The 14,524-nt window shown below is 60.7% G+C and carries 15 protein-coding genes; 7 read left to right on the top strand and 8 right to left on the bottom strand.

Annotated elements, in window-relative coordinates; genetic code table 11:
* The first annotated feature begins 91 nt into the window (after nucleotides 1-91).
* Complete coding sequence (locus J2805_RS19205) at nucleotides 92-952, top strand: alpha/beta fold hydrolase (protein WP_309979111.1); 861 nt, start codon at nucleotides 92-94, stop codon at nucleotides 950-952.
* Nucleotides 953-1,056: 104 nt separating this feature from the next.
* Here the strand turns inward: J2805_RS19205 and J2805_RS19200 are convergent, their stop codons facing one another.
* Nucleotides 1,057-1,653, bottom strand: coding sequence for a helix-turn-helix domain-containing protein (locus J2805_RS19200; protein ID WP_309979110.1), 597 nt, complete (start codon nucleotides 1,651-1,653; stop codon nucleotides 1,057-1,059).
* Between the two features lie 156 nt (nucleotides 1,654-1,809).
* Here J2805_RS19200 and J2805_RS19195 point away from each other — a divergent pair, with 156 nt between their 5' ends.
* The gene (locus J2805_RS19195) at nucleotides 1,810-2,616 is read left to right on the top strand and encodes an IclR family transcriptional regulator (RefSeq protein WP_309979108.1); all 807 of its coding nucleotides are present in this window, start codon (nucleotides 1,810-1,812) and stop codon (nucleotides 2,614-2,616) included.
* A gap of 54 nt (nucleotides 2,617-2,670) precedes the next feature.
* On the opposite strand, the gene J2805_RS19190 is transcribed toward J2805_RS19195, so the two are convergent.
* The 6 genes from J2805_RS19190 to J2805_RS19165 all read right to left on the bottom strand — a co-directional run bounded on the left by J2805_RS19190 (nucleotide 2,671) and on the right by J2805_RS19165 (nucleotide 7,674).
* Nucleotides 2,671-3,132, bottom strand: coding sequence for a hypothetical protein (locus tag J2805_RS19190; protein WP_309979106.1), 462 nt, complete (start codon nucleotides 3,130-3,132; stop codon nucleotides 2,671-2,673).
* A gap of 87 nt (nucleotides 3,133-3,219) precedes the next feature.
* Nucleotides 3,220-4,071 carry an SDR family NAD(P)-dependent oxidoreductase gene (locus J2805_RS19185; RefSeq protein WP_309979104.1) on the bottom strand — a complete coding sequence of 284 codons (852 nt, stop codon included), beginning with the start codon at nucleotides 4,069-4,071 and terminating at the stop codon, nucleotides 3,220-3,222.
* Nucleotides 4,072-4,132: 61 nt separating this feature from the next.
* The gene (locus J2805_RS19180; protein ID WP_309979102.1) at nucleotides 4,133-4,702 is read right to left on the bottom strand and encodes an aromatic-ring-hydroxylating dioxygenase subunit beta; all 570 of its coding nucleotides are present in this window, start codon (nucleotides 4,700-4,702) and stop codon (nucleotides 4,133-4,135) included.
* A gap of 12 nt (nucleotides 4,703-4,714) precedes the next feature.
* The gene (locus J2805_RS19175; RefSeq protein ID WP_309979100.1) at nucleotides 4,715-5,926 is read right to left on the bottom strand and encodes an NAD(P)/FAD-dependent oxidoreductase; all 1,212 of its coding nucleotides are present in this window, start codon (nucleotides 5,924-5,926) and stop codon (nucleotides 4,715-4,717) included.
* A 39-nt stretch (nucleotides 5,927-5,965) separates the two neighbouring features.
* Nucleotides 5,966-6,307, bottom strand: a complete 342-nt coding sequence (locus J2805_RS19170; protein ID WP_309979098.1) for a bifunctional 3-phenylpropionate/cinnamic acid dioxygenase ferredoxin subunit — start codon at nucleotides 6,305-6,307, stop codon at nucleotides 5,966-5,968.
* Nucleotides 6,304-7,674 (bottom strand): aromatic ring-hydroxylating oxygenase subunit alpha, encoded by a 1,371-nt coding sequence (locus tag J2805_RS19165; protein ID WP_309979096.1) that lies wholly within the window; start codon nucleotides 7,672-7,674, stop codon nucleotides 6,304-6,306. Before J2805_RS19165 ends, J2805_RS19170 begins: the two co-directional genes overlap by 4 nt.
* A gap of 360 nt (nucleotides 7,675-8,034) precedes the next feature.
* Here J2805_RS19165 and J2805_RS19160 point away from each other — a divergent pair, with 360 nt between their 5' ends.
* From J2805_RS19160 to dmpG, 5 genes are all read left to right on the top strand, one after another.
* Entirely contained in the window at nucleotides 8,035-8,484 is a 450-nt protein-coding gene (locus J2805_RS19160) for a PaaI family thioesterase (protein ID WP_309979094.1), read from the top strand.
* A gap of 110 nt (nucleotides 8,485-8,594) precedes the next feature.
* Nucleotides 8,595-9,533 carry a 3-carboxyethylcatechol 2,3-dioxygenase gene (locus J2805_RS19155; RefSeq protein WP_309979092.1) on the top strand — a complete coding sequence of 313 codons (939 nt, stop codon included), beginning with the start codon at nucleotides 8,595-8,597 and terminating at the stop codon, nucleotides 9,531-9,533.
* The gene (locus J2805_RS19150; RefSeq protein WP_309979090.1) at nucleotides 9,533-10,348 is read left to right on the top strand and encodes a 2-keto-4-pentenoate hydratase; all 816 of its coding nucleotides are present in this window, start codon (nucleotides 9,533-9,535) and stop codon (nucleotides 10,346-10,348) included. Before J2805_RS19155 ends, J2805_RS19150 begins: the two co-directional genes overlap by 1 nt.
* Before the next feature lie 10 nt (nucleotides 10,349-10,358).
* Nucleotides 10,359-11,306, top strand: coding sequence for an acetaldehyde dehydrogenase (acetylating) (locus J2805_RS19145; protein ID WP_309979089.1), 948 nt, complete (start codon nucleotides 10,359-10,361; stop codon nucleotides 11,304-11,306).
* Nucleotides 11,303-12,325, top strand: a complete 1,023-nt coding sequence (gene dmpG, locus J2805_RS19140; protein ID WP_309979087.1) for a 4-hydroxy-2-oxovalerate aldolase — start codon at nucleotides 11,303-11,305, stop codon at nucleotides 12,323-12,325. The genes J2805_RS19145 and dmpG overlap by 4 nt, the downstream gene beginning before the upstream one ends.
* Nucleotides 12,326-12,961: 636 nt before the next feature.
* Here the strand turns inward: dmpG and J2805_RS19135 are convergent.
* Nucleotides 12,962-14,164 (bottom strand): acyl-CoA dehydrogenase family protein, encoded by a 1,203-nt coding sequence (locus J2805_RS19135; RefSeq protein ID WP_309979085.1) that lies wholly within the window; start codon nucleotides 14,162-14,164, stop codon nucleotides 12,962-12,964.
* Nucleotides 14,165-14,524 lie beyond the last annotated feature (360 nt).

Genomic DNA, 14,524 nt, shown 5'->3' with positions numbered 1-14,524 from the left:
GTTCGAGATCTAAGTGGGGCGCATAACGTGGAATCAATCGATCCTTCCCGGACCTTCCTTCCCCATAGGCAATTTTCAGGAGCAAACCGACATGACTATCCAGATTCCCGACTACAAGACCGATGCCTTCTTTGGGTTGGAGGACAAGTGGCTCGAGACAGCGGCCGGAGAAATCACCCACTACCACGAGTTGGGTGAGGGAACCCCCATCCTGTTCCTTCACGGGTCAGGTACAGGTGTTACGGCTGCTGCGAACTGGTGGCTGAACCTGCCCGAGCTCTCTGAGCTGGGGCGGTGCATTGCTATCGACTCCATCGGCTACGGCCAGTCCGTCGTTGCTCCGGACACGAAGTACGGCATCAAAGAGTGGGTACGCCACGTTGTACGCGTACTCGACGCTTTGGGCATCGAGAAAACTTGGATCGTGGGTAACTCCCTCGGCGGCTGGCTGGCATTCCAGTTTGCTATTGATTTCCCCGAGCGCCTGCTTGGAATTGTCTCCATGGGTACCGGCGGGGCAAAGCTCACCGGAGCCCTCAAGGCCCACTCCAACCCCGTCCTGACGGAAGAGGGTATCCGCCAGACCTTGGAGATGTTTGTGGTCGACAAGTCCCTGGTGACTGACGAACTCGTGTCCCTTCGCTACCAGTCCGCCCTTAACGACACCGCCAGTGACCGGCTCAAGGATGTAGTAGAGGCCCGAGACCGTGACCGCCATGCGCTTCCGCTGGATTTTGACGTACTCTCCAAGCTGGAGATCCCGGTGCTCCTCATTCACGGAGTTCAGGATGTCGTAATTCCTGTTTCCCGGACCTGGGAATTGCTCAACATCATCCCGCACGCAGACGCGCACATCTTTAGCCAGTGCGGTCACTGGTCCCAGGTGGAACGGGCGGCGGAGTTCAACCTCATTTTGAAGCAGTACCTCAGGGCCCAAGGCATCACAAAGTAACTCGGGCAACAGCGCTTGGCGGGATCAACTCCACCATGGAGGAGGTCCCGCCAATCTTTTGCGGCACCGGCCTCTGACCATTCTGGCTGGCTCTGGCCAGAGGGTTAGGCACCCCATCGGTCACGGCTTTCGTCGAGAGCGGGTGAGAACTGCGGAACCTGCGGGGCGGTAGTCGTCACGTGCGCGGTAGCCCTGCCGCCCAGGCTCCGGTAGGAATGATCAACATCACCCGGAAACCGCAGGAAGTCTCCCGCGCTGATACATACTTCTTCGTTTTGTGGACCGACCTGCAGTTTGCCCTCAATGACGTACAGCTGATGCAGGGTCCCCGAACTGTGAGCTGGAATCGTTCTGGCCTCGTTTTCGACGTCGACCACGATGATTTGCGTCTGCACGTACCCGGAACCGTAGATACGGTCCAGGCTGCGCTCTTCCCCCACTGCTGAGGGCTTCCAGGCAGCCTCACTGGCGCGGGAGACGTAGCCCCGGGTGCCCCACTCGGTGAGAAGACGCCTGATGCTCACCCCTAGGGCATTGGCGATGCTTTCAAGTGTCCCCACCGTCGGGTTCCCCACCCCTTGCTCAATCTTCGACAAGGTTTGTTTTGACAGGGCAGCGCGCTGAGCGAGTTCTCCCAGGGAAAGTTCGCGTTCCGAGCGGAAGCGCCGGATGTTGCGTGAAACGAGATCGTTCATGGTCATAGGAAAAGTGTCACATAAAAATGACGAAAAGTGCCCTTTGACAACATTTCAATTGACGAGCACACTGGTTTGCAACAACATCGTTCCGGCCGCCGGCAGCAATCGCTGTCATTGCGCATTCTCCCCAGACCAGACCTGCACCGTTGGAGGTACCTCATGTCCCGCACCATGTCAGCACGCGACGACCGTGCAGCCGTCGACAAGGCGCTTGCCCTGCTCAATGCTTTTGGACAGGACGCGATAACCGGCGTGGGCGTGAGCGAACTCGCCCGAAGGGCGGACCTGTCCAAGTCCACCGCCTTTCGGCTGCTGGGCATGCTGCAACGCAACGGTGCTGTGGAACGGGCCGGAAATGCCTATCGCTTAGGCAAGATGATCCAGAACCTCGGGACAAGCCACGAAACTGTGGCCCAAGGGCGGATGCGCGATGCGCTAACGCCCTATCTGGCGGATCTGTATGAACTGACGAAGCAAACCGTTCATCTGGCGGTCCTGCACGGCGCTGACGTTATTTATCTCAACAAGCTCTACGGGCATCTGCAGGTCCGCAGCCCTTCACGTATCGGCGGGTTCGCCCCGGCTCATTGCACGGCTGTGGGCAAGGTGCTTCTGGCGTATGACCCCGACGCTACAGAGCAGTTGCTGCATGGAGAGTTGGCTGCCTGGACCCCGTCGACGATTACCTCTCCCGAAGTATTCCGGCGGGAGCTGGCAGAGGTGCGGCGTACGAATCTGGCTTTTGACAGGGAGGAAATCCTTCCTGGTCTGAACTGTATAGCCGCCCCGGTAATGGGGCCCAAAGGCAAGCCGGTCGCAGCTCTGTCGATCTCAGGACCAACAGGTAAATTCTTGCCTGAGTCTCAGTCGAACGTCCTACGTAACGTCTGCTATGCCGCAGGCCGGGCCGTTGCAGCAGTCAACGCGCAGCGACAGCATCAATTGCGGTTGGCTCGGGGCGCCTAGCCCGACCCAGAATGGGGGCGGACAGCACGAAGTACTTCGCCCTTGAACGCGCCCTTACTCGGTAGGAATGTCGTCGAGGTGGCGGGACTCCTCGAGCACCCAATCCGGTTCCGCCACAAGCAGTGAGAGGGAACGCCCGGGTACATCGACGTCCACGACGTATCGATAACCTGCAGCCTCGCCGCGGGCAATGGCCTCAACGTCCCCTTCAGTGGTTGCCAGCACCAGCCGGCGGCATGCTGGATCGTCTTTCATAACCTTTTCCGATACCAGCTGGAGCGCCTCGGCAGAAGCCCCTTGGGCTGGTTCCAGGAGACGATCGCGGACACCGGCAGGATACGCTGTCGCCAGCGGGGTCGACAGCACGAAGCTCATATGGACTGCCCCCGCAGGCAGATTGTTGTTAGTGACGGAGTAGGACTTTTCCCATCCCTGCGGGGCTTCGGTTTCCACAACCCGCCAGCTGGAGGGCAGCGGATCGGGCCACTTCAGCAGATCGACTTCGTTCTTGGACATGTCCCCTACCTCTCGGTTGCCGTTGTCTTGATAAGAAAATTGTCCAGCCTGCCACCTGTTCAAGGGCTTTAGGTACGCGGCGGAAGGTTAGAGGTGGTCTCCCCCGGCGGCGCGGTCGCCAAAGCCGCGCACGCCGATGCCACCATCGGCCTGGACGATGTTGCCGGTGATGTTGCCCGAATTTGTTTTCGACGCCAGCAGCACGTAGGGGCCGGTGAAGTCCTTTGGCTCGATTGACGAGTCGTGAAGGGGAATCAAGGGGTTGTTTCCAGTGATCTCCGAGCGGGCGAAAGAGCCGGAGATGGAACGGTCCCTCAGTCCGATCGATTCCGGACCGCGCAGGTCGGTATTCATCGCTCCAACAGCGACGCCGTTAACCCGGACCTTGGGGGCCAGTTCGTAGGCCAGTTGATTGAGCAGGCCACGGCAGGCAAACTTCGACGCTGTGTAGACCGCGCCGCCCCCGGCGGTGTAAAAGGAAGCATTGGAAAGGGTCATCACGATGTTCCCCCGGGTCTTCACTAGCTCCCGCCAGGCGGCCTCAACCGTGAGTAGATAGCCCTTCACATTAATTGCGAAAAGTTCGTCAAAGGCGGCCCCGAGATCTGCTCCGTCCAGACGTGTCACTGAACGGTTGTAGTCCCAAATTCCGGCGTTTGGGACCAGAATATCCAGCTTTCCGAATCGGGCCACCGTCTGAGCGATAGCGTCGTGCAGAGACTCCGGATCGCGCACATCGCCTGCAACACCCAGAATGCGTTCCTCTTGGCCTGTCGACTCCACGACCGCCTGGAGCTTGTCTTTGTCGCGGCCGAAGATGACTACGGATGCTCCTTCGGCAAGATACCGTTCAGCCACCGCCTTGCCGATACCGGAACCACCACCAGTAATGAAGGCCACGTCGCCGTCGAGCCACCCTGCCGCAGTTGTCCCACTCATTCCTGATCTCTTTCTATAAAGCGACCCGCGCTTCAGCATGCTGCAGCGCAGGGTCAAGGGTTTAAAAGAACGTGCTGAGGTTCTTGGCCTGCAATACGTTCGCGTCGAACAGCAGTTCGCGCCGGGCTACCTTGAACCCTCCGTCCGGCTGGATGCGGATGATGTCAGTTCGCCCACCGGCGTAAATATCCGTCTCGGTCTGCAGCCGGTTACGGTAGACCAGGAAAGCCGACCGGACGCGTAGCTCGGTCTCGCTCTGGTGTCGGACGGTCACATTGGACACCAGGTGCCGCGTCCGCGAGGGTGGGTCTTCAGCCCAAGCCATGCCCGAGTCGTAGCGGCGGATACGCCATGCCAAAGAGTCCTTCGTTTCATCGAAGTAGGCTGCTTCGCCGGGGACACCGATGGAAAGGGCAGCCTGTCGGCGCAGCCGGTTGGTCCTGAGCGGCGCCCAATAAAACAGGTCCTCGTCGAAGATCTCCAGCCAGTCGGCAAAGCGGCCGTCATCGAGCAACTCCGCCTCGTAGAAGTAGAACTGCTGTACTCGGTGGGTTAGCTCCGAATCGGCAAGCCGCCCGTCCAGTTCATCGGCGGCAGTCGCTGCCGACGCGGACACAATATGTTCAGTCATTGGTGTACTTCCCTATCTTGCAAGCTTCTTCAGGTCGATTCCGGGGTCGGCAAGTTGCTCGGGGTCAACGAGGATCCTGCGGTCAATGATGCGCCTGGCAGCCCGCACGGTCAGACCGCCGTCAACCGCCGCGCAGCCCGCCAGGTATCCGTCCGGATCAAGCCGGAACACGACAGACGGCTGGCCGTCTTTCTCCCGGACAATGGTCGTGCCTTCGCCGGTCATGCTGCCGACACCTTCCAGGTGGACCCCGTGGCGATCGGACCAAAACCAGCCCGCTCCGTGGCGGGGCAACTCGTGGCCAAGCAGGGCCGCGGCCGCGGTGGCCCCTGTGTTCATGGCGTGCTCCCAATGTTCGGCCCGACGCAGGAGCGTTCCATCTGCGAGCCGGATCCGCGCCGAGTCGCCTACCGCGTAAACGTTCGGGTGCGATGTCCTTTGGCCCTCGTCTACGAGGACACCGTTGTCCGCATCAAGGTCCGCCGCTTCGGCCAGCGCGGTCTGAGGAACGATTCCGATCCCGACCAGAATGGCATCGGCGCTGATTGTCTCGCCACTGTCCATAACCAGGTTGTGTCCTGCGCCGTCGGCCGTGATGGAGAGAGGGACACCAGTAACCAGACGAATGCCGCGCTCGGGATGCATATCATGGAGTCGCCGGGCGAGCTCATGGCCTACGGCCGGCACCAAGGGCGGATCCACGGGATCAATCAGGACCACTTCTGTGCCGAATGGAAGTGCCGAGGAGGCGACTTCAGCGCCGATCAGTCCAGCTCCCACGATGGCCAGTCGGGCGCCCGGCCGGAGAACCTCGCGCAGCCGATCGGCATCCTCGCGTGTGCGCAGCTCCAAGATCGATTCCAGGTCTCCGCCCGGGATCGGCAGCCGGCGTGCTGTCCCCCCGGTCGCCAGCACCACCTTGTCGCTAACGATTTCCGTGCCATCATTGAGGACCACAGCGGCATCGTCGGGGCGGAGCGCAGCGGCCGTGCCGGTGACGATCTGGATCTGCTGGTCGTGGAACCACTGGGCGACCGACAGCTGGATTTCTTCTGCCGTGCGGTGTCCGAGCAAGTAGTCCTTGCTCAGCGGGGGCCGGTCATAAGGGACGCCGGCGGGGTCAATGATGGTCAGCGTTCCGGTAAAGCCGCGGGCGCGCAGTTCCTTGGCGACGGTAAAACCGGACAAGCCGCCCCCGACAATCGTGACGGAGTTCAGGGACATCTCTTCATCTCTCTGGAGCGATAACGGGTGGGGGTGACGCTAAGCGTTTGCGCCGATGTTTGGATAGAGGAGGACCTCGCCGTCCTTGACCTCAACCTTGTGCGTGCGCGCCGCGATGGTCGCAGGCATGCACAGTGCAGCCCCGGTCTTTAGGCAGAATTTGGCCGAGTGAACCGGGCATTCCACCTGTGTACCTTCAATCCAGCCGTCTGCAAGAGAAGCGGTTTCGTGAGTGCAGGTGTCGTCCAGGGCGTAGAAGTTGCCGTCGTCGGCGTGGAAAACGGCGATGTCGGCTCCGGTGCCGTTTTCGGATCCGGAGATCACCTTCGCCTCGCCCTCGTCGATATCGTCGACGGCGCCGATGTTGATTGAGTCGCTCATTGCGCGTTCTCCTGGTGTTGTGTGGTTGCTTTCTCGTGCCAGGCAGGCTCGTTCATCAAATGGGCCCAGTGACGGTAAAAGGCGCGGCCGGCGGCGTCTGAGTACAGCTCGCTTGTTTGCCCCGGGTAGGTGCCGTCTTCCCGCTCGCTGCCGATACCCATTTGGAAGTTCAGGGGCACGTTGTTGGTAATGAACCCCCCGGAGATTGCCTGAATCTCCGACCAGTTCTCGCCGTCGTCGGCTTCGAAGATGCCGGAGGGACCAAAGGTTCGAAGGTTGTACAGGCGCTGGGCATTCTTGACTTCTTCAGGCATGGATTTGTCCACGAGGATCCATGCCCAAACCTCGATTTTGTTCGGTCCCTTGGGGTGCCAGACACGGATGGAGCCATTGACCGGAAGGTACGAGAACGAAGGAAAAACGGTTGCATGCCCCGTTGTCATTGGTCCTTCCACGGCGGCGTCTCCGAGGCGCTCACGCAGTGCCTCGTAATCGTAGTAGTCGTGTACGGGCTTGGCGTCGAAGCGGGACTTCGGGTGCGTGGGAAAGCCGGCGCCGTGACCGTTCGGGGAGAGGAACTGGCGTCCCGGAGTCTCCGCAATTTCGGATTTCGGGCCACGGCCGGTGGGCGAAAGGACCATGAGCGCCGAGGCATGGGACATGTTCACGTGATACCAGTCCGTGGCGAATTGTTCGGCGGCGAGCTTCCAGTTGCCCTCCAGGACCCATTTCATGACACCACCGACTACTTCAGTGCCTTCCGGGTCACGGTCGAGCATGGCATCGAGGTAGTAGCGCATGTCGCCTAGGGTTTCTTCGAGGGGTTCCGCCTCGGGATCCCAGTTACCGAAGATCAATCCCTTGTAGACCGCGACATTGGGAACGGAAATCAGGCTCCAGTCCTTCCGGTCAAAACCTTCCGGATAGGCGACCTCGTTTGGCACGGACTGCAAAGCCCCGGCGAGGTCGTAGGACCAGCCGTGGTAGGTGCAGGTGAACATCTTGGTTGCCCCGGCATCGGCCCGACAGAGGCGCACGCCGCGGTGCCGGCAGGAATTGAGGTAGGCGCGGATGTTCTTTTGCTTGTCCATGGTGACCAGAACGGGGTCTTCGCCCATGAAGGTCGTGAAGAAGTCGCCGGGCTTCTCGAACTGGCTGGTGTGTGCCAGGAACAGCCAGCTGCGGGCGAAGACGCGGCGCAGCTCCTGCTGATAGATGCCTGGGTTGGAGTAGATGGACCGGTCAATCAGGCCACCGTCGGGATCGACAAGCGAGGACACATCGATGTTCGTCGTCATGGCCTCCGGGCGGGGCATCCTGCCGATGGCGAGGTTGGCCTGCGAGGGGCAGGAATCCGTGGTGCTCATCTGGATAAGTCCTTAGGAGATGGGATCGAAAAGCGGATGGGAGTGTCACCTCCCGTTGCCAATACATCCATGACACATAGATTGCGGGCACACATGCCAGCGCATGTTCCAAACCGTAAGACGGTGCAATTTGTCAAGCACCATTTTGTGTGACCGGTTAGTAAGGACCAAAGGTTCGCCTATCCGGAGGAATTCCGTGCAGCCCCAGCTCGGCAACGAAAGCTCGAAAAGGAGCAGAAAGCGGCTGGTCATCAGTCAAATTCAGGATGTGTACCGTCAGGTGGAACCCTGCCTGCCGCTCACCGTGCCGCTGCCAATACGGTGGCAAGAATCCCTAAACCACATCAAAGGAGCAACCCCATGGGTCACCCGACTACCCTCGACGAGTTCACTGCCGTTTGGAATAAGTTTGAACAACAGCGCGGCTTCGATGACATTGCCACGACCCTCGGGCTGGCACCTCACGCCGTCACCTCAGACACGATGAGCATGTCCTTCAAGCTCACCCCGGCCCTGTCGCAGGCAAACGGCATGTACGCCGCGGCCGCACTTTTCGGGGCCGCCGACATCACCGGAACCTTCATGGCCATGCAGGCCTTCGCGGACAAGGGCCAGTTCCCGCTGGCTGTGCAGTCCAACCTGAACTTCATGTCCAACTCCAAGGCGGCCCAGGCCATCGCCACAGCCCGGATCCTCCGCGGGGGTGGATCCTTGGCTGTTCTGGAAGTTTCGGTAGCCGACGACACCGGCAAAGAGCTCGTGCACGCGACGTTCACGTACATCCTGAAGGAGCGCAAGCTCGGAAAATAGGTCACGATCCCACCCGTGTACCGCCCAATGGCACGAGGACGTGCCCCTTTCCATCGGGGGCGATTCAAATGGAACAGATGAATGGCCCGGCAGACCAAAGGAGAGAAGCCATGACTCAAGCCCTGCTATGCATGTCCCACAGCCCCCTGCTGGAACATGTCAACCCACCCGTGGAAGTCAAAGCAGCCGTTGAGGCCGCCCTCGACCAAGCGCGACAGTTCGTGCTGGACTTCAACCCTGACTTGGTCGTGAACTTCGGCCCGGACCACTACAACGGCTTCTTCTACGACCTCATGCCGCCATTCTGCATCGGGTATGAAGCATTGGGTACCGGAGACTACGGCTCTTGGGAAGGCTCGATCAGCGTCCCAACGAGCATCTCCGAGGAACTGGCTCAGTACGTCATCGACCAGGACATCGACACGGCCATCTCCCGCCGCATGGAAGTGGACCACGGCGCCGTCCAGCCCATGGAAATCATCTATGGCCGGCTGGACCAAACCCCGCTCATCCCGATCTTCATCAATTCCGTCGCCCGCCCGTTCACCAAAGTGTCCAGGGTCCGAAAATTCGGGCAGGCAGTTGGCGAGTACTTCAAGAACTCAGACAAAAAGATCCTCTTCCTCGGCTCAGGTGGACTCTCCCACGACCCGCCGGTACCCCAGATCGCGACCGCCACCCCCGAACAGCGGGCCCTGCTTACCAACGGCCGAAATCCGACCCCAGAGGCACGGGCCGCCCGCGAAACCCGTACCATCGCCGCCGCCGAAGCCTTCGTCCGCGGCGAGGCCGACATCATGGAGCTCAACCCCGAATGGGACCGGGCCTTCCTCGACATCTGCAAGTCCGGACAAGTGGCAAAATTCGACTCCTACAACCCGGACGACATGGATGCTGCGGCCGGGCACTCATCGCACGAGGTCCGGACCTGGATCGCGGCCTATTCCGCTCTGAGCGCTTGCGGCCCGTATGAGGTCACGTATGAGTTCTACAAGCCCATCAAGGAGTACATCGCCGGCTTCGGCGTCACGACGGCGCTGGTGAAGTAATGACTATCCAAAACCAAAACGAAGACACCATCATCGAGCCCTCCACGCTGGAAACCTTCGCAGACGAACTGCTCACCGCCCAGGAAACGCTGCAGCCAGTCCCCCCGCTGCGCGACCGACTCCCAGACATGACACTGGATGATGCTTATGTCATCCAGGACATCCAACTGCGCCGCCACCTCGAGGCTGGCCGAGTACTTTCCGGACGCAAGGTAGGCCTGACCTCCTTGGCTATGCAGGCCCAGCTTGGAGTCGATTCACCTGACTTCGGTTTCTTCTTTGCCGACATGGTCCACCACGAGAACGCCCGGATTGAGGCATCCGGTTTCATCGCCCCGAAGGTCGAACCGGAATTCGGCTTTATGCTCAAGCAGACCCTCCAGGGCCCCGGCGTTACTCTCCACGAAGCGGCAGCCGCCATCGGCGAAATCTATCCGGCCATTGAGATCATCGATTCGCGCATCACGGACTGGAACATCAAGCTGGTCGACACCGTCGCTGATAACGCGTCCTGCGGCGCGATCGCTGTCGGAACAACACCGCTCAACATTGCCACCGCAGATCTCGGCTCCGTGAACTGCACCTTGCGCATTAACAACGAAATCCGGGAGTCAGGTACCGGAGCATCAGTTATGGGAAACCCCATCGCTCCCCTGGCCTGGCTGGCGAACATCCTCGGTGAACGCGGCGTCGTACTCGAAGCCGGGCAGCTGATACTGCCAGGGTCGTTCACCAAGGCACTCCCCGTCCTCGCCGGCGAATCCGCTACTGCCGATTTCGGGGACCTCGGTTCCCTGACCATCAACTTCACCTAAGGATTATCCAATGCCCAAAATGACCGCAGCCATAGTTGGTTCAGGCAATATCGGAACCGACCTCATGTTCAAACTCATGCGCCGCAGCCAGAACATCGAGCCAAAGTACATGATCGGCGTCGACCCCAACTCAGACGGGCTGGCACGAGCCGGCAGGCTGGGCCTGACGACCTCCCACGAAGGCGTTGACTGGCTACTGTCCCAGGACGAACTTCCCGATTTCGTCTTCGAAGCGACGTCCGCGAAGGCCCACGCCGCGAACGCCCCGCGCTACGCGGAAGCAGGAATTACGGCTATCGACCTGACTCCCGCGGCCGTCGGCCCCTACGTCTGTCCCGTCGTGAACCTTGATTCGGTGCCCGATGCCGACAACGTCAACATGATCACCTGCGGTGGCCAGGCAACCACACCCATCGTGGCAGCCGTTTCGTCCGTGGTCCCCGTCAAGTACGCCGAAATCGTCGCGTCCATCGCCTCGAAATCCGCTGGACCCGGAACACGGGCGAACGTGGATGAGTTCACGGAAACGACCGCCAAAGCCCTTGAAGTGGTCGGCGGCGCCGCGCGGGGCAAGGCCATCATTATCATCAACCCAGTGGAACCGCCCATGATCATGCGCAACACCGTCTACTGCGCGATCCCCGCTGAAGCCGCCGAACCCGGTCCCGTCCAGGACGCCATCCGGGAATCAATCGCCCGGACCGCTGAAAAGGTCCAAGAATACGTCCCCGGATATTCGCTGCGGGTCGACCCTCAATTCGACCCGGCCCGCTCCGACTGGAATGGTGCAGGCAGAGTCGGCGTGTGGCTTCAGGTTAAGGGCGCAGCCGATTACCTGCCCGAATACGCCGGCAACCTCGACATCATCACGGCCGCGGCAACCCGCACCGCCGATCTGCTCTCCAACCGCAAGCTGGCACTTCCCCACACAGCCACTACCGCAGGAGCAAGCGCATGAGTACCTCACCCGGCTACAACATCCGACTGACCGATACCACCCTGCGGGACGGCTCACACGCCATGAGCCACAAGTTCACCGTCGACCACGTCCGCTCTACCGTACGGGCACTGGACGATGCCGGCATCCAGGTTATCGAGGTCACCCACGGAGACGGACTGGGCGGCTCTTCCTTCAACTACGGATTCTCCCTCACCCCGGAGCTGGACCTCGTGCGTGCAGCGGTCGATGAAGCCAAGCACGCAAAGATCGCTGTGCTGATGCTCCCGGGACTAGGAACCATCCACGACCTGAACGAAGCCCATGATGCCGGAGCTTCAGTAGCCCGCATCGCCACGCACTGTACGGAAGCTGATGTATCCATCCAACATTTCCAGCACGCCCGCAGCCTGGGCATGGAAACCGTCGGCTTCCTGATGCTCTCCCACCGCGTGGGCCCGGAAGAACTGGCCCGCCAGGCACGGATCATGGCTGACGCTGGCTGTCAGTGTGTTTACGTTGTCGACTCCGCCGGCGCACTCATCCTCGAGGACGTCTCCGAACGCGTTTCAGCGCTGGTTGCCGAACTCGGCAACGACGCCCAGGTTGGGTTCCACGGCCATCAAAACCTGAGCTTCGGAGTGGCAAATTCCGTCTACGCCGTGCGCGCCGGTGCGAAGCAGGTTGACGGGACTCTCGTGGCGTTGGGCGCTGGAGCGGGGAACTCCCCCACCGAAGTCCTCGCCGCTGCATTCGACCGCTTGGGTATTCACACGGCAGTGGACGTTCAGGGCCTTATGGCCGCCGCAGAGGACGTCGTTAAGCCCTACATTGCACGCAAGCCTGTGATGGACCGTGCCTCCATCATGCAGGGATACGCGGGGGTTTACTCATCGTTCCTGATCCATGCAGAGCGTGCCGCTTCCCGGTACGGGGTGCCTGCCTGGAAGATTCTGGAAGAAGTTGGCAAAGCAGGCTATGTGGGTGGTCAGGAAGACATGATTGTAGACGTGGCTGTCCAATTGGCACACGCTGGCTAGCAATCTGCTTCCTTCGCTCAAAAGGGAGCCGGTCCTGAGTTTCCATACTCAGGACCGGCTCCCCTTTTTTGTTGTCCGATACCCGCCAACTCAGTACGTCTCGCCTTTCTGGCGGCATCACCAAGCCCGCTTGCCAGCAGTTGTGTTCAGCATGCCCGGCGGAAGATCGGTGAAGTTCTCCCCCAACTGGTTCGATCCGGAACTGCGGATGCAGTCCCGGATCGACCGTCGACCCTGACTGCCTAGATGAACTGACCTAGCGCTTACTCCTGGGGCGCAGCAGCCTGCGCCTCGACGTTGCCCACCCGTTGCCCGGTCTCGTTCCGAATAAGGCGGATCACCTTGATGTAAACGGGTCCGGCGCCGGGCCTCGACCTTCGAGGTTGCTTGTTGCGAGCTTTAGAGCGCCGGCGCCGGCGCCGGCGGCATGAACAGCTGATTCTTGGAAGGAGTTAGCCAACGGAGTCGGGGGGGGACTTCAGGACAGGCACCGAAGGCCTGAGATCTAGGTCAAGCAGCACTAGAGGGAGGCATTCAAGAATCGACAAGGAGCCGTTACCCTGTGCATCACTGGCCGCGGTGGGGAGCACACGCAGTACTCCACCGGAAGCGGTCTGGGTGCGCGACGAGCGGCGTTCAGACGAACGCGGATTCACCCGTGATGTGCCGACCGACGATAAGGGTGTTGACTTCGCGGGTACCCTCATACGAATAGAGTGCCTCCGCATCTGCGAAGAATCTGATCACGTCGAAATCCAGATCAATGCCGTTGCCGCCAAAAATCTCGCGGCACCAGGCCACGACCTCACGGGTCCGCGTAGTCACGAATGCCTTGGCAAGTGCCGTCTGATGGTCCTGAGGACCGTGCCGGTCGGCCAGCACCGCGACTCTGGCACAGACAGCGACGCTCGCCGTAATGTTGCTGACCGATCTTACAAGCAGATCCTGCACCAGTTGGAAGCGGGCGATGGGTTTTCCGAACTGAGTCCTGGAATTGGCGTATGCCAAGGCGGCCTCATAGGCACCGATTGCGGTTCCCAACGAAGTCCATGCGACGTCAAGCCTGGAAGCAGTAAGGACGCGAGCAGTGTCCGCGAATGTTCGTGCCTCAGGCAGCCGATCCGCATCCGATACGACCACGTTTTCCAGCGTTATGTCTGCATTCTGCACGTTCCGCTGACTGTACTTGCGCTCGATCTTTCGGGCCGTATAGCCAGGGGTATCAGTCCGGACGATAAATCCCTTGACCTGGCCATCCTCTTCGGCCCTGGCCCAGATGATAACGACGTCGCCCCAAGTGGCGTTGCCGATCCATCGCTTCGCTCCATTCAGTATCCAAGTCTCGCCGACCCGCCGACATGTTGTGGACAATCCTCGTGCGACATCGGAGCCCGCGAACGGCTCTGTGAGGGCGAAAGCCCCGATCGACTCCCCGCTGCCGAGACAGGGAAGCCAGTAGTTACGCTGCTCATCGGAGCCTAGAAGTGCAATGGATTTCATTGCCAATCCGGACGACACCCCACGCATGGTGGCAAACCCCGGGTCGACCCTGGCGAGCTCAAGAGTTGCCAGTCCGCGGAAGAGGGCAGAGGTCTCGAGCTCCTCTATGCCTGGGTACCCGAAGCCGAAGACTCCCGTCTGTGCAAGCTCGGGCACCAGGTGCACGGGAAACTCGGCGCGGTCCCAGAAGTCGTTCGCGATGGGCCGTACATGCTCCTCCATGAATAGCCGGAGACGCAGCAGGGCTTGGCGCTCTGCCTCGTTCAGGTCGTCGGCATACGTGAGCAGGTCCCAAGCGGCCTCCGTAGGCCTAGCCAGGTCATCCTTGACCGCGGTCATCGCAATCTCCCATTTCAGGCGAGGCAAACTCGCTGGATATCTAGCGACTATGCTATGTCGGGTCGAGATCAAGATCAACGATGCGACTGACATGCGGTAGCTCCGCGGGCGAGGCGAGTGATGGGATGGGCGGTTAGTGCGCGGCTTTCGAGGGCAAAACCCATGGTCGATGTCGCGCGGACTACGCCCAGAACACCTGAGAATCCGCTGCCTGGTGACGCCCGCGCCAACGTTTTCGGGCCGTGAATGTGAGCATGGATGAGTCAGTCGATCCAAGAGGGCTTCGACCGGTACTGGCTACTCCGGTACCGCCTGGGACTTGGCTGCCTCAAGCTCGCTGCGGCATCTCCCGTTCACGGC

Origin of the sequence: Arthrobacter oryzae (assembly GCF_031454875.1) — a bacterium.
Taxonomy (GTDB): domain Bacteria; phylum Actinomycetota; class Actinomycetes; order Actinomycetales; family Micrococcaceae; genus Arthrobacter; species Arthrobacter oryzae_D.
Note: the sequence above shows the minus strand (reverse complement) of the source record. Positions and strands in the feature narration are given on the sequence as shown.

Bases quoted from the DNA above. Each gene is read 5' to 3' on its own strand.
- J2805_RS19195 (WP_309979108.1), top strand. From the start codon at position 1,810: ATGTCCCGCACCATGTCAGCACGCGACGACCGTGCAGCCGTCGACAAG.
- J2805_RS19145 (WP_309979089.1), top strand. From the start codon at position 10,359: ATGCCCAAAATGACCGCAGCCATAGTTGGTTCAGGCAATATCGGAACC.
- J2805_RS19170 (WP_309979098.1), bottom strand. From the start codon at position 6,307: ATGAGCGACTCAATCAACATCGGCGCCGTCGACGATATCGACGAGGGC.
- J2805_RS19135 (WP_309979085.1), bottom strand. From the start codon at position 14,164: ATGACCGCGGTCAAGGATGACCTGGCTAGGCCTACGGAGGCCGCTTGG.
- J2805_RS19180 (WP_309979102.1), bottom strand. From the start codon at position 4,702: ATGACTGAACATATTGTGTCCGCGTCGGCAGCGACTGCCGCCGATGAA.
- J2805_RS19205 (WP_309979111.1), top strand. From the start codon at position 92: ATGACTATCCAGATTCCCGACTACAAGACCGATGCCTTCTTTGGGTTG.
- J2805_RS19200 (WP_309979110.1), bottom strand. From the start codon at position 1,653: ATGACCATGAACGATCTCGTTTCACGCAACATCCGGCGCTTCCGCTCG.
- J2805_RS19190 (WP_309979106.1), bottom strand. From the start codon at position 3,132: ATGTCCAAGAACGAAGTCGATCTGCTGAAGTGGCCCGATCCGCTGCCC.
- J2805_RS19175 (WP_309979100.1), bottom strand. From the start codon at position 5,926: ATGTCCCTGAACTCCGTCACGATTGTCGGGGGCGGCTTGTCCGGTTTT.
- J2805_RS19165 (WP_309979096.1), bottom strand. From the start codon at position 7,674: ATGAGCACCACGGATTCCTGCCCCTCGCAGGCCAACCTCGCCATCGGC.
- J2805_RS19155 (WP_309979092.1), top strand. From the start codon at position 8,595: ATGACTCAAGCCCTGCTATGCATGTCCCACAGCCCCCTGCTGGAACAT.
- dmpG (WP_309979087.1), top strand. From the start codon at position 11,303: ATGAGTACCTCACCCGGCTACAACATCCGACTGACCGATACCACCCTG.
- J2805_RS19150 (WP_309979090.1), top strand. From the start codon at position 9,533: ATGACTATCCAAAACCAAAACGAAGACACCATCATCGAGCCCTCCACG.
- J2805_RS19185 (WP_309979104.1), bottom strand. From the start codon at position 4,071: ATGAGTGGGACAACTGCGGCAGGGTGGCTCGACGGCGACGTGGCCTTC.
- J2805_RS19160 (WP_309979094.1), top strand. From the start codon at position 8,035: ATGGGTCACCCGACTACCCTCGACGAGTTCACTGCCGTTTGGAATAAG.